Annotated in this window: 15 protein-coding genes; 4 read left to right on the forward strand and 11 right to left on the reverse strand. The window is 72.1% G+C overall.

Annotation, left to right across the window (positions count from 1 at the left end; translation table 11 throughout):
- Positions 1-13: 13 nt before the first annotated feature.
- The 3 genes from ACZ67Q_RS13975 to ACZ67Q_RS13985 are packed head-to-tail and all read right to left on the reverse strand — an operon-like array spanning position 14 to position 3,382.
- A complete protein-coding gene (locus ACZ67Q_RS13975) occupies positions 14-763 on the reverse strand; it encodes a succinate dehydrogenase/fumarate reductase iron-sulfur subunit (RefSeq protein ID WP_471180844.1) in 750 nt (249 codons plus the stop codon).
- Entirely contained in the window at positions 760-2,709 is a 1,950-nt protein-coding gene (locus tag ACZ67Q_RS13980; RefSeq protein WP_471180846.1) for a fumarate reductase/succinate dehydrogenase flavoprotein subunit, read from the reverse strand. Before ACZ67Q_RS13980 ends, ACZ67Q_RS13975 begins: the two co-directional genes overlap by 4 nt.
- A gap of 1 nt (position 2,710) precedes the next feature.
- Entirely contained in the window at positions 2,711-3,382 is a 672-nt protein-coding gene (locus ACZ67Q_RS13985; RefSeq protein ID WP_471180849.1) for a succinate dehydrogenase, read from the reverse strand.
- A 120-nt stretch (positions 3,383-3,502) separates the two neighbouring features.
- Here ACZ67Q_RS13985 and ACZ67Q_RS13990 point away from each other — a divergent pair, with 120 nt between their 5' ends.
- Positions 3,503-4,387, forward strand: coding sequence for a LysR family transcriptional regulator (locus ACZ67Q_RS13990; RefSeq protein WP_471180851.1), 885 nt, complete (start codon positions 3,503-3,505; stop codon positions 4,385-4,387).
- A 117-nt stretch (positions 4,388-4,504) separates the two neighbouring features.
- Here the strand turns inward: ACZ67Q_RS13990 and ACZ67Q_RS13995 are convergent, their stop codons facing one another.
- The 5 genes from ACZ67Q_RS13995 to ACZ67Q_RS14015 form a co-directional block, all read right to left on the reverse strand.
- Complete coding sequence (locus ACZ67Q_RS13995) at positions 4,505-4,960, reverse strand: ester cyclase (RefSeq protein ID WP_471180853.1); 456 nt, start codon at positions 4,958-4,960, stop codon at positions 4,505-4,507.
- A 51-nt stretch (positions 4,961-5,011) separates the two neighbouring features.
- Complete coding sequence (locus ACZ67Q_RS14000; protein ID WP_471180856.1) at positions 5,012-5,707, reverse strand: N-acyl homoserine lactonase family protein; 696 nt, start codon at positions 5,705-5,707, stop codon at positions 5,012-5,014.
- Positions 5,708-5,712: 5 nt separating this feature from the next.
- Entirely contained in the window at positions 5,713-7,848 is a 2,136-nt protein-coding gene (locus ACZ67Q_RS14005) for a putative bifunctional diguanylate cyclase/phosphodiesterase (RefSeq protein WP_471180858.1), read from the reverse strand.
- Entirely contained in the window at positions 7,845-8,657 is an 813-nt protein-coding gene (locus tag ACZ67Q_RS14010) for an SAM-dependent methyltransferase (protein ID WP_471180861.1), read from the reverse strand. Before ACZ67Q_RS14010 ends, ACZ67Q_RS14005 begins: the two co-directional genes overlap by 4 nt.
- A 287-nt stretch (positions 8,658-8,944) precedes the next feature.
- On the reverse strand, positions 8,945-9,892 hold the full coding sequence (locus tag ACZ67Q_RS14015) for an SCO0930 family lipoprotein (RefSeq protein WP_471180863.1): 948 nt from the start codon (positions 9,890-9,892) through the stop codon (positions 8,945-8,947).
- An 891-nt stretch (positions 9,893-10,783) separates the two neighbouring features.
- Here ACZ67Q_RS14015 and ACZ67Q_RS14020 point away from each other — a divergent pair.
- Together ACZ67Q_RS14020 and ACZ67Q_RS14025 are read left to right on the forward strand one after the other, a co-directional pair.
- Positions 10,784-11,548: a bestrophin-like domain gene (locus tag ACZ67Q_RS14020; RefSeq protein WP_471180866.1), complete on the forward strand. Its 765-nt coding sequence runs from the start codon at positions 10,784-10,786 to the stop codon at positions 11,546-11,548.
- Between the two features lie 337 nt (positions 11,549-11,885).
- The gene (locus ACZ67Q_RS14025) at positions 11,886-12,434 is read left to right on the forward strand and encodes a hypothetical protein (protein ID WP_471180868.1); all 549 of its coding nucleotides are present in this window, start codon (positions 11,886-11,888) and stop codon (positions 12,432-12,434) included.
- 178 nt (positions 12,435-12,612) lie between these two features.
- Here ACZ67Q_RS14025 and ACZ67Q_RS14030 read toward each other — a convergent pair whose 3' ends face one another.
- Positions 12,613-13,110: a hypothetical protein gene (locus ACZ67Q_RS14030; RefSeq protein ID WP_471180869.1), complete on the reverse strand. Its 498-nt coding sequence runs from the start codon at positions 13,108-13,110 to the stop codon at positions 12,613-12,615.
- Positions 13,111-13,443: 333 nt separating this feature from the next.
- Here ACZ67Q_RS14030 and ACZ67Q_RS14035 point away from each other — a divergent pair, with 333 nt between their 5' ends.
- The gene (locus ACZ67Q_RS14035; protein ID WP_471180871.1) at positions 13,444-14,115 is read left to right on the forward strand and encodes a class F sortase; all 672 of its coding nucleotides are present in this window, start codon (positions 13,444-13,446) and stop codon (positions 14,113-14,115) included.
- A gap of 37 nt (positions 14,116-14,152) precedes the next feature.
- Here ACZ67Q_RS14035 and ACZ67Q_RS14040 read toward each other — a convergent pair whose 3' ends face one another.
- Both ACZ67Q_RS14040 and lysX read right to left on the reverse strand, forming a co-directional pair.
- Positions 14,153-14,989 (reverse strand): polysaccharide deacetylase family protein, encoded by an 837-nt coding sequence (locus ACZ67Q_RS14040; RefSeq protein WP_471180874.1) that lies wholly within the window; start codon positions 14,987-14,989, stop codon positions 14,153-14,155.
- Positions 14,990-15,539: 550 nt separating this feature from the next.
- Positions 15,540-18,818, reverse strand: coding sequence for a bifunctional lysylphosphatidylglycerol synthetase/lysine--tRNA ligase LysX (lysX, locus tag ACZ67Q_RS14045; protein ID WP_471180876.1), 3,279 nt, complete (start codon positions 18,816-18,818; stop codon positions 15,540-15,542).
- Positions 18,819-18,889 lie beyond the last annotated feature (71 nt).

Raw genomic sequence — 18,889 nt, forward strand, 5'->3', positions numbered from 1 at the left:
CGGCGAACGTCTGTCAGCGCCTGGCGACCTTGCGGGTCGCGCGCAGCCACTCCTTGTTCATGTGGGTGATGGAGGTGAGCGGGATGCCCTTCGGGCAGGCGGTGGCGCATTCGCCGGCCAGGGTGCAGCCGCCGAAGCCCTCGGCGTCCATCTGGGTCACCATGTCCAGGACGCGGGTCTCGCGCTCGGGCGAGCCCTGCGGCAGGACGCCCAGGTGGTTCACCTTCGCGGACGTGAACAGCATGGCCGCGCCGTTGGGGCAGGCCGCGACGCAGGCGCCGCAGCCGATGCACTCGGCGTGCTCGAAGGCGTAGTCCGCGTCGGCCTTGGGGACGGGGGTCGCGTGGGCCTCGGGCGCGGAGCCGGTGGGGGCGGTGATGTAGCCGCCGGCCTGGATGATCCGGTCGAAGGCCGAGCGGTCGACGACCAGGTCCTTCACGACCGGGAAGGCCGCCGCCCGCCACGGCTCGATGTCGATCGTGTCGCCGTCCCGGAAGGACCGCATGTGCAGCTGACAGGTCGTGGTGCGCTCCGGGCCGTGCGCGTCGCCGTTGATGACGAGGGAGCACGCGCCGCAGATGCCCTCGCGGCAGTCGTGGTCGAAGGCAACCGGGTCCTCGCCGGAGAGGATGAGCTGTTCGTTGAGGACGTCCAGCATCTCCAGGAAGGACATGTCGGGCGAGATGCCGTCCACCTCGTAGGTGGACATGGTGCCGTCGGCGTCGGCGTTCTTCTGCCGCCAGACGCGCAGGGTGAGCTTCATGCGTAGCTCCGCTGGGTGGGGTGGACGTACTCGAAGACGAGGTCTTCCTTGTGCAGGGCCGGGGCCGCGCCGGTGCCGGTGAACTCCCAGGCCGCCGCGTAGCCGAACTCGTCGTCCCGGCGGGCGGCCTCGCCGTCGGGGGTCTGGGACTCCTCGCGGAAGTGGCCGCCGCAGGACTCGGCGCGGTGCAGCGCGTCGAGGCACATCAGCTCGGCCAGCTCCAGGTAGTCGACGATGCGGTTCGCCTTCTCCAGGGACTGGTTGAGCTCCTCGCCGGTGCCGGGCACCTTGATGCGGCGCCAGAACTCCTCGCGGATCTCCGGGATCCGCTCGAGCGCCTTGCGCAGGCCCGCGTCGGTACGGGCCATGCCGCAGAACTCCCACATCAGTTCGCCGAGTTCGCGGTGGAAGGAGTCCGGGGTGCGGTCGCCGTCCACGGACAGCAGCAGGTTGAGCCGGTCCTCGGTCTCGGCCAGGACCTCCTGCACCACCGGGTGGTCGTCGGTGACCGTGGCCCCCAGCGGGTTGCGCGCCAGGTAGTCGTTGATGGTCGCCGGCAGCACGAAGTAGCCGTCGGCCAGGCCCTGCATCAGTGCGGACGCGCCGAGCCGGTTGGCGCCGTGGTCGGAGAAGTTGGCCTCACCGATCGCGAACAGGCCGGGGATCGTGGTCTGCAGGTCGTAGTCGACCCACAGGCCGCCCATCGTGTAGTGCACGGCCGGGTAGATCCGCATCGGCACCTCGTACGGATCCTCGTCGGTGATCCGCTGGTACATGTCGAAGAGGTTGCCGTACTTGGCCTCGACGGCTCCCCGGCCCATCCGCGCGATCGCGTCGGCGAAGTCCAGGTAGACGCCCTGCCCGCCGGGGCCGACACCGCGGCCCTCGTCGCAGACGTTCTTCGCCGCGCGGGAGGCGATGTCACGCGGGACGAGGTTGCCGAAGGAGGGGTAGATGCGCTCCAGGTAGTAGTCGCGCTCGTCCTCCGGGATCCGGTTCGGCGGACGGGTGTCGCCCTTGGCCTTGGGCACCCAGATCCGGCCGTCGTTGCGCAGCGACTCGCTCATCAGCGTCAGCTTCGACTGGTGGTCGCCGGTGCGCGGGATGCAGGTGGGGTGGATCTGCGTGAAGCAGGGGTTGGCGAAGTACGCGCCGCGCCGGTGCGCCCGCCAGATCGCGGTCGCGTTGGAGTTCATGGCGTTCGTCGACAGGTAGAAGACGTTGCCGTAGCCGCCGGACGCGAGGACGACCGCGTCGGCGAAGTACGTCGAGATCTTCCCGGTGATCAGGTCGCGGGCGACGATGCCGCGGGCCCGGCCGTCGACGACGATCAGGTCGAGCATCTCGGTGCGCGCGTGCATCTCCACGTTGCCGGCGGCGATCTGCCGGCTGAGCGCTTGATAGGCGCCCAGCAGCAGCTGCTGACCCGTCTGGCCGCGGGCGTAGAAGGTGCGGGAGACCTGGACGCCGCCGAAGGAGCGGGTGTCGAGCAGGCCGCCGTACTCGCGGGCGAAGGGCACGCCCTGGGCCACGCACTGGTCGATGATCTCCACCGAGATCTGCGCGAGCCGGTGCACGTTGGACTCGCGTGCCCGGAAGTCGCCGCCCTTGACGGTGTCGTAGAACAGGCGGTGGACGGAGTCGCCGTCGTTGCGGTAGTTCTTCGCGGCGTTGATACCGCCCTGTGCGGCGATGGAGTGGGCGCGGCGGGGGGAGTCCTGGTAGCAGAACTGGACTACGTGGTAGCCCTGTTCGGCCAGGGTGGCGCCCGCCGAGCCGCCCGCGAGACCGGTGCCGACGACGATCACGGTGTGCTTGCGCCGGTTGGCGGGGTTGACCAGCTTGGCCTCGAAGCGGCGCTTGTCCCAGCGCTCGTGGATCGGGCCGGCGGGGGCCTTGGTGTCGGCGATCGGCTCGCCGAGCGTGTAGTCGACGTAGGAGGTCATGTCAGCTCACCACTCCGGTCATGACGCCCACGGGGACGGCGACGAAGCCGGCCGTGAGCAGCAGCGCGAGGACGTTCGCAACGGTCTTCAGGGCCCGGTTGCGGGTGCGGCTGCCGGCGCCGAGGGTCTGGGCGGCGCTGAAGAAGCCGTGCCGGATGTGCAGGCCGAGAGCGAGCATCGCGACGATGTAGATGACGTTGCCGTACCAGGTGGAGAAGGTGTCCACGACGTTCTGGTACGGGTGGCCCTCCTGGAAGCCGCCGGAGTGCACGGTGCCGGTGGTCAGGTCCAGGATGTGCCAGACGATGAACAGGCCGAGGATGATCCCGCCCCAGCGCATGGTGCGCGTCGCGTAACTGGCCCGCGGCTTCCTGTGGACGTACTTGCTCGGCCGCGCCTTGATGTCGCGGCGGCTGAGCTGGTACGCGGAGACGGCGTGCGCGACGACCGCGACGACCAGGACGACGCGGACCAGCCACAGCGTCCACTCGTAGTGCATGAAGGGTTCGCCCACGGTGCGCAGCCAGTGCGCGTAGTGGTTGAACTCCCCCGCCCCGAAGAAGATCTTCAGATTGCCGATCACATGCGCGACCAGGTACAGCAGCATGATCACGCCGCTGACGGCCATGACCGTCTTCTTCCCGACGGTGGAGTCCCACACGGTGCGTGCCATGGACGGCCGTCGGTCCGTCCGCGTTGCCAGAGCCATGTCTCAGCACGCTAGGTGCCGAGGGGGCGATCGGTCCAAGACATGGTCCAGCTTGATTCGATAGGGAGAGCCTATGCTGGCTGGATGCAGTTCCAGCAGCTTCAGTACTTCGTCGCGGTCGCCGAGACCCGCCACTTCACCCGGGCCGCGGAGCTGGTGCATGTCGCCCAGCCGTCACTGTCCCAGCAGATCAAGACGCTGGAGCGGGAGCTGGGCGCCGATCTGTTCCAGCGGGCGCGCGGCAACATCACCCTGACCGACGCCGGGGAGGCGCTGCTGCCGCTGGCGCGGCGGATCCTGGCCGACGCCGACACAGCGCGCCACGAGGTGCAGGAGCTGGCGCAGCTGCGGCGGGGCCGGGTGCGGCTCGGTGCCACGCCCAGCCTGTGCACGGGCCTGCTGCCGGACGTGCTGCGCGCCTTCCACGACCGCTACCCCGGCATCCAGCTGCTGATCGAGGAGAGCGGCTCGCACGACCTGGTGCGGGAGCTGGCCCGCGGCGCGCTGGACCTGGCGCTGGTGGTGCTGCCCCTGCCGACGCCGTCACCGGCACTGACCACGGTGGAGCTGCTGCGCGAGGACCTGGTCGTGGTGTCCTCGCCGGAGGCGCCGAAGCCGGGCGGCGGGCGGCGGGCCGTGCGGATCGCCGACCTGGAAGGCGAACGTCTGGTGATGTTCCGGCACGGCTACGACCTGCGGGAGCTGACGGTCGCGGCGTGCCGCTCCGCCGGGTTCGAGCCGGACTTCGCGGTGGAGGGCGGTGAGATGGACGCGGTGCTGGGGTTCGTGCGGGCCGGGCTGGGTGTGGCCGTCGTCCCCCGTATGGTCGCGGCCCGCTCCGGCCGTGGGCTGCGGGTCACTCCGTTGGTCCGGCCGGGGCTGCATCGGACGATCGCGTTGGCGCACCGCAGCGATGTGGCTCCGCCGCGGGCCGCGAGGGAGTTGCAGCGGATGCTTCTCGAGCGGTGACGGTGGGTGCGGTCAGGGTGGTGCGGTGCGCGTCGACGCCGCTGTACCTCGCTCCTGTTCGGCGTCTGCGGGTCCATCGTGGTTGCTCGCGCAGTTCCCCGGGCCCCTTTGCGGCCCCTACGGGGCGCGGCGGGTCGCGGCCGCCTCGCGTACGGCCTCCAGCGGGATCTTCGCCTGTTCGCACAGGGTCGCCAGGTCGAAGTAGATCGCCTCGCCCGCCATGCGGTCGTCGCGGAACGGGACGATGTTCGTGAACGGCACCTCGAAGGTGCCGCCGCCGGGGGGTACGCCCAGCCACTCGCCCCTGCTGGTGCCGTGCAGGGTGCCCCAGACCGCGATCACGTCATCGCCGAAGGTGACGCCCTCGTCCTCGGGGGCCAGGTCCGGGAACGCGGTGAAGTACTGCTGCCGGTAGGCGGCCCGTACGGCGTCGCGGCCCTGGCTGCGCAGTCCGAGCGCCTTGGTCTCCAGGAAGCAGTCCTCGGTGAACGTGGCGAGGATGCCGTCGATGTCCCGGGCCGCCTCGGCCTCGCGGTGGGTCTCGAAGAGGCGGCGCATCCGCGTGCTGTCCATGCCGTGCTCCCCTCTCCAGGGGCCGGTCGGATCCGCTCCTTCGAGGATAGGTCAGGGGCCCTGGGGCGGCTCCCAGACCGAGGCGTCGTGGGCGAAGAGGACGCGGCGGGGGTCGAAGTCCGCGAGGCGGTCCAGCCAGGGCCGGTACGGCGGCAGGGGCGGTTCCACGCCGTCCCGGGCCGCCTCGCGGGCCAGGTGGTCCGCGGCGTGGTCGGAGGCGAAGTCGTGGGCCTGCCCGGCGAGCACGACCGTGCCGTCGTCGCGGCGTACGACCAGCGACTGGTGGCCGTCGGTGTGGCCCGGGGTCGGGATCACCCACACCCCGGGGCGGATCTCCGCCTCGCCCTTCAGTTCCTCGTACGTCACACCCGGGAAGTCGATCAGCTCGTCGAAGGTGTAGCCGCCGGCGCGGGCCGTGGCCAGTTCGACGTCCTGGACGACGACGGGCGTGCCGGGGAAGAGCGGGTTGCCGCCGCAGTGGTCGAAGTGCAGGTGGCAGTTGACGACGAGAGAGATGTCCCCGACGGCCGCCCCGGCCGCCGCCAGGGCCTCGCGCAGGTCACGGCGCCGGGGGCGGTAGTGGGCCTCGGTCTCCGGACTCGCCGCCCCGATCCCGGTGTCGAACAGGATCGGGCCCCGCTCGTGGAGCACCAGGTAGGCCAGGGCGGGTTCCACGCGCGGGTGCGCCCCGCCGGCCTCCGAGGCGGGGCGCACGAAGTAACCGAGGTCCAGTCGTCGTATCCGCACGCACGTCATCCCGTCGCGTCCGCCATGGCCAGTTCGTGCAGCCGCTCCGGGGGGCCCGGGCGGGCGTAGTACCAGCCCTGGGCCGTGTCGCAGCCCAGTATCCGCAGCTGTTCGGCCTGGGCGCCGGTCTCCACGCCCTCGACGGTGACCGCCAGGTCGAGGCTGTGGGCGAGCGAGACGATTCCCTCGACGATCTTCAGGTCCACCGGGTCCGCCGGGAACTGCTGCATGCCCTGCGTGAACGAGCGGTCCAGTTTCAGGACGGAGACCGGCAGCCGGCGCAGGTTCGCCAAATTCGAGTAACCCGTGCCGAAGTCGTCCAGGGCGATGTCCACGCCCATCTCGGCCAGTCGGCGCAGCGGTTTGAGGAGGTCGTCGTCGGCGCCGATCAGGGCCGACTCGGTCACCTCCAGGCACAGCGCGTCCGGTTCGACGCCCGCGCGCTCCAGGATGTCCACGGTGTCCTGCACCAGCCCGGGATGGGTGAGCTGGCAGGGCGAGAGGTTGACGTTGATACGCAGCGGGCCCGCCCCGGCGTCGCGTTCGCGCCACTGGCGCGCCTGGCGCACCGCCTGGTCCAGCACCCAGCGGCCGAGCGGCACGATGAGTCCCGTGTGCTCGGCGAGCGGGATGAACCGGTCGGGGCCGAGCACCCCGTGCTGCGGGTGCAGCCAGCGCACCAGCGCCTCGGCGCCGCGCACGCTGCCGTCGCCGAGGTGCACCAGCGGCTGGTACTCGATGAAGAACTCGCCGCGCTCCAGGGCGGCCGGCAGCGCCGTGGTCAGCCCGTGCCGGGTGATGGCGCGGGCGTCGGCCTCCGGGTCGGCGAGTTCGAACCGGTTGCCGCCGGCCGATTTCGCCCGGTACATGGTGATGTCGGCGCTGCGCAGCACCTCGGCCGCGCTGCGCTCCCCGGCGGCGCCCTCGACGATGCCGATGCTGCCGCGCACGGTCAGCTCACGGCCGTCGATGCGGATGGGAGCGAGCAGCGCGTTCATGATGCGCGCGGCGAGTTCGTCGACCTCGTGGCGGCTGTCCGGGCCGGTGGTCAGTGCGACGAACTCGTCACCGCCGAGCCGGGCCACCATCTCGCCGGGCGCGGTGGCGCAGGACTGCAACCGGTCGGCGACCTCGACGAGCAGCCGGTCGCCGGCCGCGTGGCCGAGGCTGTCGTTGATGGTCTTGAATCCGTCCAGGTCGAGGTAGCACAGCCCGAAACGCTGCCCGCCGTCCCGGGCCAGGACCTTCTCCAGCCGCTCGAAGAACAGCGTGCGGTTGGGCAGGCCGGTCAGCGCGTCGTGCGTGGCCTCGTAGCGCAGCCGCAGGTTGAGCAGGCGGCGTTCGGTGGTGTCCTCCATCAGCGCCAGCTGGTACTGCGGTTCACCATCGGGGTCACGCAGGAGGGAGACCGTCAGATTGGTCCACAGGACCGTTCCGTCGGGGCGGCAGAACGCCTTCTCCACGTGGTAGTGCTCGCGTTCGCCGCGCACCAGCTCGTCGTACAGACGCCACACCTGCGGAGCGTCCTCGGCGTGCGTCCACTCCTTGACGTTGCGGCCGCGCACCGCGTGCTCACTGCCGCCGAACATGCGCACCAGCGCACCGTTGACCTGCAGTATGTTGCCCTCGAGGTCGGCGATGCCGATCCCTATGGCGGCGCCCTCGAACACCGCGCGGAAGCGGGCCTCGCTGGCGTGCAGCGCCTGCGCCACCACGCCCTGCGCCTGCAACGCCGCCTGCGCGATGGCCTCCTGCTCGCCCAGGGTGCGTTCCCGCAGCGCCCGCGCGTAGCCGGCGGCCATGGCGTGCTGGAGCCGGGAGCAGCGGGTACGCAGCTCCTGCGGGTCGCCGTCGCCGCCGCAGTACAGCACGAGGTAGGCGTCGACGCAGTCGAGGGTCCGGCTGAGCGCCTCCGGATCGGTGCAGTGCGCGGCGACCAGCGCGGCACCGATGGCCCGGCCCTCCTCGGTGACCGTGGCCGGGGCGTGCAGTGCCTCGCTCAGCCGTCGGGCCAGCGGCAGCAGGTGCGCCTCGAACTCCGGCCGGGTCGCCGACGTGGAGGTGAGCGGGAACACCGCCCGGGTCCAGATCGTGGCGAACCGGCGCAGTCTGTCCTCCGGCCCGTCCGGCTCCGCGATCACGCCGTACGCCCCACGCCCGCGAACCCGGAGAAGGCGAACGGGTCCTCGTCCTCGGGCCCCGTCTCGGGCCGCCACAACGGCATCGGCACCAGTCCCGGCTCCACCATCTCGTACCCCTCGAAGAACCGCGCGATCTCGTCGGGCGAGCGCATGACCAGCGGATTGCGAATGTCCTCGTACACGTCCACCGCGCCCCCTGCCCGCTCGGGAGGCACCGGGATTCCCTCGTACGAGGCGTGGGTGAGCACCAGCAGACTGCCGGGCGCGAGCGCGTCGCGCAGCTCGGCCACCGCCGCGTACGGGTCGTCCTCGTCCTCCACGAAGTGCAGTATGGCAACCAAGAGCAGCGCCACCGGCCGGTTCAGGTCGATCAGCCGCTCCACCGGCTCACTGGCCAGGATCTCGTGGGGCTTGAGCAGATCGGCGGCGACGACGTCGGCGTCCTCGTTGCCCGCCAGGACGGCCTGGCTGTGCGCGACCGCCACCGGGTCGTGGTCGACGTAGACGACGTGCGCGCCGGGGCGGGCGGCCTGGGCGATCTCGTGGACGTTGCCGAAGGTGGGGATGCCGGAGCCGATGTCGAGGAACTGCGTGATGCCCTCGTCGGCCGCGAAGCGCACGGCCCGGCGCATGAACGCCCGGTTCGCCTGCATGATCTTGGGCAGCCCCGGCAGGAACTCCATGGCCCTGCGAGCGGCCTCCCGGTCCACCTCGAAGTTGTGCGAACCGCCCAGGTAGTAGTCGTAGATGCGCGAGACGCTCGGCACCGAGATGTCGATGCTTCGGGGAGCCCAAGCGGGACGCTCCATCCATCTCTCCAAGGCGTAGGCGATCCGGTGTTCGAGCAGAGGCTACTGATCGTCGGGTCAAGTAGCGAGAGGAACCGGAAATTGACCATCCGTTCCCGGTCACTGCCCGCGGCACGTGCGCGTGCGGCGCCGCGTCACGTTACTACCGCACGTGTCCGGGGCGCTGCGCAGGGTACAGGCGCCGCACACGGCGAACCGCCCCCTCCGTGCGGTGCGGAGGGGGCGGTCGTCGGCCGTGCGCGCCGCCCGGGCGGGGGGGGGCGGACACCCTGGGGAGGTGCGATCCGTCACTTCTTCGGCGCGCCGACCGGCTTTCCGTCGGGTGCGACGGCGTACCAGGTGCCGCCGACGCCCTGACCGTTGATGTCCCCGGGGGCCTTGTCACCGGAGAAGGTGTAGACGGGCCAGCAGTTGACGGTCTGCTGCTTGACGCCGTCGGGGCGGGTGAAGCTCATCAGGCCCTTCTTCTTCACGCCCTTGGTGTCGCCGGCGTCGACGGGTTCGACGGCCGGCCACTTCTGCAGGCAGGCGCCGGCGCAGGCGGAGACCGGCTTGGGCCAGGCCTGGTCCTTCAGGAAGCGGTAGACGGTCATGCCGTTGCGGTCGACGACGATGTCACCGAGGTTGGGGTCCTTACGGACGGACAGTCCGGGCAGATCGGATGCTTTCGCCTTCTTGCCGTCGGGGGCCAGCGCGAACCACTTGCCCTTGAGCCCTTGGCCCTTCACCTCGCCCGCCTTGGTGTCCTTGGCATAGCGGTACGCGGGCCAGCCGCCGATGGTGAGCTGCTTGGTTCCGTCGGCGCGGGTGACCTCGCCCAGCTCGGACGGCTCGATGCCGGCGCCGGCGGTGACGTCGTCCGCGGGCACCGGCGGCCACACCTTGGCGCAGTCGCCGTCGCATGTCGACTTGGAGGGCTCGGCGGTGTCCTCGTCGAAGCGGTACAGGGTGCGTCCTGAGGCGTCGGTGAGCACCTTGCCCAGTTCGGGGTTGCCGGTGACGGACAGCTTGCCCGCGGGGGCCGGCCGGGCCTGCGGCGCGGAGGTCGGGCCGGGAGAGCCGTTGCCGATGCCGTAACCCCCGCCTGCGGTGCCGTAGCCGCCGACCGGGGCCGTGGCACCGACGTTCTGGGCGGCCGCCTTGGCGCCACCGTCGCCCTGCCCGCACGCCGTCGTCAGCGCCAGTACGGCTACGGCACCCACCGCGAGCGAGGCGCTCCGCCACGAGGTCTTCATCGTCAACTCCCCACGTTCACACGTCTGTTGCAGCACCTGGATGCGTCGCTGCACGGCATGGGGTACGCAGCGGGGCGGTGGGTGTGTTCAACGGCGTGCGGAAATCTTTGCGGAAGGGGAGATTCCGTCGGACACGCGTACGGTGCGCCGGACGTACGAGCGTCAGCCGCGCACGGCGCCACGCCGACCGGTGTCCCTCGTTCGGAGCATTCCGCCGCCCAGCCGGCATGACGGGGTCCGGCGCACCTCATGATCTCCGTCGTGCATGGACCCGAACCGACCCGATCCGCCGTGGGCGCACGGGTGCTGGCCGTGGTGGCCCTCAGCTGGTGCCTCGTGGGCGCACCGGCCGGGACGGCGGCGGCCGACGCCTGCGCCTACGCCTCGACCGGCCCCGACGGGGTGACGGCGGTGGCGGTGGCCGGCAGCCTCGACTGGCCGATCCCGCCCGGGTGTTCACCGAGCCCGACGCCCAGTCCGACTCCCCCGCCGCCACCGCCGCCTCCGCCACCACCACCTCCCCCACCGCCGCCTCCGCCGCCTCCGCCCGCGCCGAAACCGCCACCGCCGAAGCCGGCACCAAAACCCCCGCCACCGAAGCCCCGGCCCACGCCCGCGGCCCCCGCACCGCCCGCGCCCGCACCCCGGCCCGCGCCGGCCCGCCCGGCCCCGCCCCCGCCGCCGAAGCCCGCCACGACCCCGACACCCACTCCGACGCCGGCACCACGCCCCTCCGCGAGCCCGGTGAGTTACCCGCGGTATCACGCCGCGCCGCCCCGGCGGAAGGCCGGCCACCACGTCTCACCCGTCGTCTATGTCCTGCTCATCACCACGCCCGCGATCGTGGCCGTCGCCGCGCTCCGCCCGCGCTGAGCCCTGGAGGTACCCACGTTGCCGGAATGGCTTGTTCTCACCCTCGCGATGCTGGCCGCCTGTGTCGTGGTGGTCGTCATCACCCTCGTCCGCCACCGCACGGCGTCCGAGGACGAGGACCCGAGTGAGACTCCGGACGTCATCGAGTACATGACCATGTGGATCGGCGTGGTCTACGCCATCGTCCTGGGCCTGGCGATCGCGGGCGTGTGGGAGGCACGCAGCGCCGCGCAGGACCACGTGCAGGCGGAGGCGCAGGCGCTGCACGAGATCGACCAGCGCGTCCGGGTCTATCCCGCTCCGGTCCGCGACCGGATCCGGGCGGATGTCAACGCCTATGTCGGACACGTCGTCACCAAGGAGTGGAAGGCGATGGAGGACCACGGTGAGATGACCGAGCGCGGCTCCCAGCTCCTCGGCCAACTCCGTCGGGACCTCACCGACTACCAGCCGCGCAACGACTTCGAGGCGCAGGCCTACCAGCCGCTGCTCGACCAGATCACCGCGGCCGACGAGGCCCGCACCGCGCGGGCGAACGCCACGTCGCCGACCATGCCGGGGGTGGTGTGGTTCGGGTTGCTGACCGGGGCGGTGGTCACCATCGGCATGGTCTTCGCCCTCCAGATCCGCCGCACCCCGCGCGAACTGGTCCTGGCGGGCCTGTTCTCGGCACTGATCGCCTTCCTGCTGTTCCTGATCTGGGACTTCGACGCGCCCTACAGCCGGGACACGGCCGCGTCCATGGAGCCGTTGCTCAGCCTCTTCCCGCATGCCAAGGGATGAGCCACGGCTCTTCCCGGACGCCGAGAGGCCGCGTCAGGTGGGCGGCGGCCCCGGGGTGACCACACCGGCCGCGCCCGGGGCGACCGCACAGGCCGCGTGATGCCGCGCCGGGCGACCGCCACCAGGGCCCGGCTGCCGTCGGCTCGGGCAGGACGCCACGCCGACGGCGTCCCCCGGGCGATGCAGGCGCGTACCCCGGGTGGAGTACGCGCTTGACCCGTTCGCGCTACTGCGATCGCGCAGGCGCCGTCCCGTTCCTAGCGTTTCGGTCATCGAGGGGCACTTCTGTGCAAGCGGAGCAGGTCCGCCACCGCTCCTCGGAGACCGGAGGAAACACATGCGCGCGATACGCGTCGCTTCGGCCGCACTGCTGAGTCTGGGCGCCCTCGCCCTGACGGCGCCGGGCGCCGTCGCGCAGGGCGACGGCAACATCACCCCGTTCGGTTTCAGCGTCATGCCGTCGACGGTCTCGGCGGGCGGGCGGGTCGTCCTCCAGGTCCACCGCGACTACGGGGGCTGCCGGGGAGCGGTGACGGTCTCCTCGGGCGTGTTCGACACCGTCATCATGGCGGCGGGCCAGTCGTCGGCGACGGCGAACGTCGACTGGGACGCACGCCCGGGCGCCGTCTACCCGGTGACGTTCACCTGTGACGGGGTGAGCGGGTCGACGGGACTGAGCATCGCCGGCGGCCGGCCGGTGCCGCCGACACCTCAGCCGCTGCGGCCGACGGTGCCGCGCGCGGTGCACGCCGGTGAGGGCGGCAGCGTCGGCGGCTTCGACGCGCGGCAGCTCGGGCTGGGCGCGGCGCTCGTCGCCGGGTCGGTCGGCGCGGCGTATCTCTTCACGCGGCGGCGCGGCGGCGAGAGCGGCGAGAGCGGCAGCTGATCCGCGTGTCCCCCGCCGGCCGTGTGGACCACAGGCGTCGCCCCGGACCCCGCTCGGGGGTCCGGGGCGACGCCCTGGTCATGTGCGCGACGCGTCGTGTGCGCGGTGCCTCGTGTGCGCGGTGCGTCGTGTGCGCGATAGGTCGTGCGCGGTGCGAAGGGGAAGGCGCGACGCGGGATCAGATGCGCTTCTCGGCGCGGCGGCGCATCCAGAACACGCCGCCGCCGATGACCGCCGCGGCCACCAGCCCACCGCCGATCGCCATGTCGGTCGGGGTGGCGCCGCTGGAGGTGCTGCCGCCCAGACCGCCGCGGACACCGCCGATGACGGTGAAGGCGGCCGGGTTGGTCAGCGTCTGGCCGTTGCAGTTGACCGTGATGCTGTGGGCACCGGGGCGTGCGTTGTGGTTGATCGTCGCGGTGCCCTTGGCGGTCTGGTTGGCGCCGTGGATCGGGGTGAGCGGTGTGGGCTGGAAGGCGTCCGAGGTGGCGGTGCCGCCGGACGGGCAGCCGTCGACGGTGATGGTGAGCTGCCCGCCGCGGGCGATGACGCTGGGCAGCGCGACGATGTTGCTCAGTCTGAAGTTCATGCCGTCCCGCGCGGCGGCCGAGGGGGCGGCGAGGCCGAGGGCGGCGACCGCGGCGGCCGTGGCCGCCAGGGCACGAGAGTTGCGCATGTGATCCTCCGCGGAAGACACCCCGGGACCCGTCCCCGGTCGATCGGCGAGAAAGCGTCTCCCGGAAAAACCCTCGGATGCCGTGCGCCCTCCCGCATTTCGGGGATGGTCCGTCCCGGTGAGACAACACACGGTGGATGAGGACCGCGGCCGGATATCGCCGCAGGTCACGGACCGTCAGAAACGATCCTTTCGGCCGCGCCACGGATGGCGCACAGGAGGAACTCCCGCCACCCGTTCGCCGCCGCCTCCTCGCCGCTCGCGCCCACCGGACTTAGCGTTCTTTCATGCGCACCATGGCGCGGCGACGGCCGTGTCGAAAGGGGATGGCGAATGTCTGCGTCCGAGCTGTCCGAACTGGCCGAGGAGGAGGAGCGGCGGAGAAAGCGCGCCCCGTGGGGGGTGATAGCGCTGGTTCTGCTCACCGGTCTCGCGCTCATTCGCAATGGCTCCGGGGAGTTCGACGTGGGCCCGCCGCAGCCGGCGTCGGCCGCGGCCGCCGACAGCCGCAGCGCCCCTGGCGTACTCGGCCGCTCGCCCGAGCCACTGGCGTTCTCCGTGGCCGACCGGGTGCGCATTCCGGCGATCCAGGTCGACGCGCCCGTCATGCCGGTCGGCCTGGACGCGGACGGCTGGGTCGACGCGCCACCCCCGGAGGACCCGAATCTGGCGGGCTGGTTCACCGGCGGCGTCTCACCCGGGGAAAAGGGCACGGCGGTCGTCGTCGGTCACGTCGACAACAAACAGGGCCCCGCGGTGTTCTACGGGCTGGGCGCCCTGAAAAAGGGAAATCGCGTCGAAGTGCACCGCCAGGACGGAAAGACGGCGGTGTTCGAGATCTACGGCATCGAGGTGTTCTCCAAGGCCGACTTCCCCGGCGACCGCGTCTACGCGTCCAAAGGCACGCCGGAATTGCGGGTCATCACCTGCGGGGGCGGCTTTTCCAAGAAGAACGGTTACGAAGGGAATGTCGTCGTCTTCGCCCGCCTGACCGAGGTCCGCTGAGCGGCATCCCGGCCGGCGGGCGAAGGCCCGTGCGCTGTTACGCGTACGGCCGGCTCGGCACGGTGAGGTGGTAGCCGGAGTCCAGCAGGTGCGGCAGGTACCGGCGCAGCGCGCTCACGCTCTCGGAGCGGTCGCCGCCTGCGTCGTGCGAGAGCACCACGACGCCGGGGCCGGCGCCCTCCTCCACGGCACGGACGATGGCTCCGGTGCCGGGAACGGTCCAGTCCTCGGTGTCGACGGTCCAGGCCAGCGGTTCCATGCCCATCTCGGCGCCGAGCTGGAAGGCGGCGCGGTTCCAGGCGCCGTAGGGGGCACGGAACCAGCGCGGGCGCTCGCCGTAGGCGTCCTCGATGACCTCGCTGGTGCGTTCCATCTCGCGGCGGATCTCCCCTCGGTCGAGCTGGGTGAGGAGCGGGTGGGACCAGGTGTGGTTGCCGACGACGTGGCCCTCGTCGGCCATGCGTGCCAGCAGGTCCCGGTTCCAGTCGGCCTGTTCCCCGCACACGAAGAACGTGGCCCGCACGTCGTGCTCGCGCAGGGTGTCCAGGATGTCCGGGGTGTAGTGGGGGTCGGGTCCGTCGTCGAACGTAAGGAACATGGTGCGGCCGCGCGCGGCGAGCTTCAGCAGCGGTTCGCGTCGCACGGGCGTGCGCGGCGGCGCGGCGTGCGGCGGCCCGTATCCGGTCAGGGGCTGCAGACGGTAAGCAGACGGTTTTTCCGGCAGCCGCGCGGGGGCGCCGGCGGCGGGTGCTGCGGGGCGGGGCGGCTCGTCGGCGCCCTCCAGTGCGAACAGCCCGGCGGTCCCGGCCGCGCCCAGAGCGGCGGCACCCGCGAACAACGCCCGGCGCCGGGTGAGGAACTGATCCTTCTTCATGACCAATCAGTCGCCCGAGGACCGCGCGACGCACCACGGCACCACCGGGCCGGGGGCAGGAAAACACCCACTCAGCGCAAGCAGCAGGGTCTGCGGCCGACGGCGGCGGAAACCGGGTGCGACGGGCGAGGGGTCCGGCTTGCCGTCTCGGCTGCCCGACTCTCCCCCGTCCTCCTGGAGACACCCGAGGCCACGTTCGCCGCGTTCGTCGCCCGGGCGCGCGCGGACCCGGACGTGGCCGGCCTCGTGACCGCGGGCTGCCCGGCGGCGTGGACGGGTGGAGCCGCTGCGGCTACGTCCACGCCGAGGTGCTGCTCGACCGGCTCGACGGGGAGAGCGCCCGGATCGTCGACCGCAAGCGCACCCGGTACCCGGCCGAGGCCCGCGCGGCGGTCGACGCCCACCTCGACGCGTACGTCAACCAGGCCGGATCGAGGCGGCCGCCCGGGCCGCCGGGCACCATCGCGTGCTGGACTCCTGGGGTGCCGACCTGCGCCTGCTGCGCGCGGACGGCTGGCCCGTCGGCGACGGCCCGGGGGCGGGCGGGCCGTCAGCGGTGGCGGACCAGGGGGAACGGCAGGGTCTCCCGGATGGTCAGGCCGGTCAGGAACATCACCAGACGGTCGACTCCGATGCCGAGGCCGCCCGTCGGCGGCATGGCGTACTCCAGGGCGTCCAGGAAGTCCTCGTCGAGTTCCATCGCCTCCGGGTCGCCGCCGGCCGCCAGCAGGGACTGTTCCGTCAGACGGCGGCGCTGTTCGACCGGGTCGGTCAGTTCCGAGTAGGCGGTGCCCAGTTCGGTGCCGAAGGCGACGAGGTCCCAGCGTTCGGCCAGGCGCGGGTCGGTGCGGTGCTGGCGGGTCAGCGGGGAGACGTCGGTCGGGAAGTCCTTGTAGAACGTGGGCAGCTGGGTGCGCTCCTCCACCAGCCTCTCGTACATCTCGAGGACGACGTCACCACGCCCGTCGTCCTGGGTGTACGGCACGCCGGCGCGGTCGCACAGCAGGTGCAGCCGGGCCAGCTCGGTGCCCGCGTCGATCTCCTCGCCGAGGACCTCCGAGATCGCGCCGTACACCGTCTTGACCGGCCAGCGCCCCGAGATGTCGTACTCCCGGCCGTCCTTGCGGGCCACGGGCGAACCGAACGCCGCCGTGGCGGCCCCCTGGATCAGTTCGCGTACCAGGTCGAGCATCACGTCGTAGTCGGCGTACGCCTGGTAGGCCTCCAGCATCGTGAACTCGGGGTTGTGCTTGTAGGAGACGCCCTCGTTGCGGAAGGTCCGGCCGAGTTCGAAGACCTTCTCCATGCCGCCCACGCACAGCCGTTTCAGATACAGCTCGGGCGCGATCCGCAGGTACAGGTCGAGGTCGTAGGCGTTGATGTGGGTGGTGAAGGGACGGGCGTTGGCGCCGCCGTGGATCTGCTGGAGCATCGGCGTCTCGACCTCCAGGAAGCCGCGCTCCAGCAGACCCTGGCGCAGGGCCTGGACGGCGGTGGAGCGGGCGCGCACGACATCGCGGGCGGCGGGGCTGGTCACGAGGTCGAGGTAGCGCATGCGCACCTTGGCCTCGGGGTCGGCCAGGCCCCGGCGCTTGTCGGGCAGCGGGCGCAGGCACTTTCCGGTGAGCTGCCAGGAGGTGACGAAGACGGTCGGTTCGCCCTTGTCGCTGACCCCGGCCCGGCCGGCGGCGACGAGGTGGTCGCCGATGTCGGTGCCGGAGCGGAAGCGGGCCAGGGTGGCGCCGGTCCGCTCGCGGGTCAGCGCGAGCTGGTGGTCGCCGGACCAGTCGCGCAGCACGACGAAGACGATCCCGCCGAAGTCGCGCACCAGCATGATCCGCCCGGCGACGGTCACGTCCTGTCCCTGGCGGATCTCGGCGAGGGTGTGAGTGCGGGAGGGAACGCCGACCGGGTAGGGGTCTACGCCGTCGGCGCGCAGCCGGTCCAGCGTGCGGTGGCGGATGCGGACCTGCTCGGGCAGGCCCGCGTCCGCACCGCCGGACCCGGTCTCGCCCCCTCCGTCGAGTCCGAGCGCCGCGAGCGGCGGCAGACCCTCGGTGGTGACGGGCCGCCGCACCCCCCTCGGATGCGCCTTGCCCCACAGCTTGCGCAGCGACGGTACGGCGACGAAGCCCTCGGCGATGCCGGAGGCGAGGCCGATCCGGGCGAGGGCGGCGGCGTCGCCGTAGCACAGGAAGCGCGGGTACCACTCGGGGTGGTACTTGGCGTTGGAGCGGTACAGCGCCTCCAGCTGCCACCAGCGGGAGAAGAACAGCAGCAGGCGGCGCCACAGTCTGAGGACCGGTCCGGCGCCGATGCGGGCGCCCTCCTCGAAGGCCGAGCGGAACACGGCGAAGTTCAGGGAGATGCGCCGCACGCCCAGCTTCGGCGCGGCCGCGCACAGCTCCGCGACCATGAACTCCATGATGCCGTTGGGGGCGGCACGGTCGCGGCGCATGAGGTCGAGGGAGATCCCGTCGCGCCCCCACGGCACGAACGACAGCAGGGCGAGCAGCCGGCCGTCCTCCGCGAACGCCTCGACCAGCAGGCAGTCGCCGTCCGCGGGGTCCCCGAGACGGTCCAGGGCCATGGAGAAGCCACGCTCGGTCTCGGTGTCGCGCCAGGCGTCCGCCTTGCCGACGATCTCCTCCATCTCGGCGTCGGTGAGCGCTTCGTGGCGGCGGATACGGCAGGCGGCGCCGGTGCGGCGGACCCGGTGCACTGCCTGCCGGGTCACCCGCATGTCGCGTCCGTTCAGGTCGAAGGACGACACCTGCACGATGGCCTCGTCGCCCAGTTGCAGCGCGCCGAGCCCGGCGCGGGCGTAGGCGGTGGCGCCGTCCTCGGAGGCGCCCATCACCGCGGGCGCCCAGGCATGCCGGCGGGCCACCTCCAGCCAGGCGGCGATCGCGTGCGGCCAAGCCTCGCGGTCGCCGACGGGATCGCCGCTGGCCAGGCACACCCCGGCCTCGACGCGGTAGGTGACGGCGGCCTTGCCGCTGGGCGAGAAGACGACGGCCTTGTCGCGCCGGGTGGCGAAGTAACCGAGCGAGTCCTGCTCGCCGTAGCGGCCGAGCAGGGCGCGGATGCGTTCCTCCTCGTCGTCGTGGAGGGCGGCTTCCAGGCGCTGGGAGCGGAAGAGGGTGGCGGCGGCGTTCAGCAGGGCGAGCGCGCCGAACAGGCCGAGCAGGAAGTGCAGGGCGGGCGGTGGCCGGCCACCGAAGGAGCCGGCCGAGACCAGGCCGCCGAGCACCCGGTTGGCGGCCCAGGAGAGCCGCTCGCCGTGCGGCAGCGTGCCGGGGAACAGCTCGACCAGGCCCCAGCCGACGAGGATCGCGACGGCGAGCCCGCCCAGCAGGACGGCGAGAGCGCGGCGCAGCGCCCCGCGCCGGGACGCGGCCCAGAACTCGCGGCGGGCGACGACGAGCAGCACCAGGGCGAGGGCGCACAGCACGAGGGACGGCACGGAGTCGGCGTACAGGCCGACGGCGACGCCGAGGACGTCGGTCAGGACGACCAGGCCGAGGTAGACGACCACCAGCCACCAGGCGACCTTCTTGCGGGCGGCGGTGGCGGCGGCCAGCAGGAACAGGAAGACGGCGTAGGCGAGGTTGGCGCTGATCGGGACCAGCAGGAGGTCGAGGAAGCGCACGACGGGCCGCAGCAGCCTGCGCAGCGGCGCGATGAGCGCCAGCAGGGCGCACAGCAGGCCGAGGGCTCCGAAGAAGGTCGCGAAGCCTTCGGGTACCCGGCTGAGGAAGCCGCTCCCGGCGGGTGGTATCGATCCCGGGGCGTCCCGGCTCCGGGCGGCCTCCACGGTGGCACTCATGCATCCGACTGTAGGAAGGCCGCGGCCCGCTCGCCCGTCGAGCCGTCCCGGCCGGCCGGCGAGGCGGTGGC

Source organism: Streptomyces sp. NPDC036813 (genome assembly GCF_055609245.1).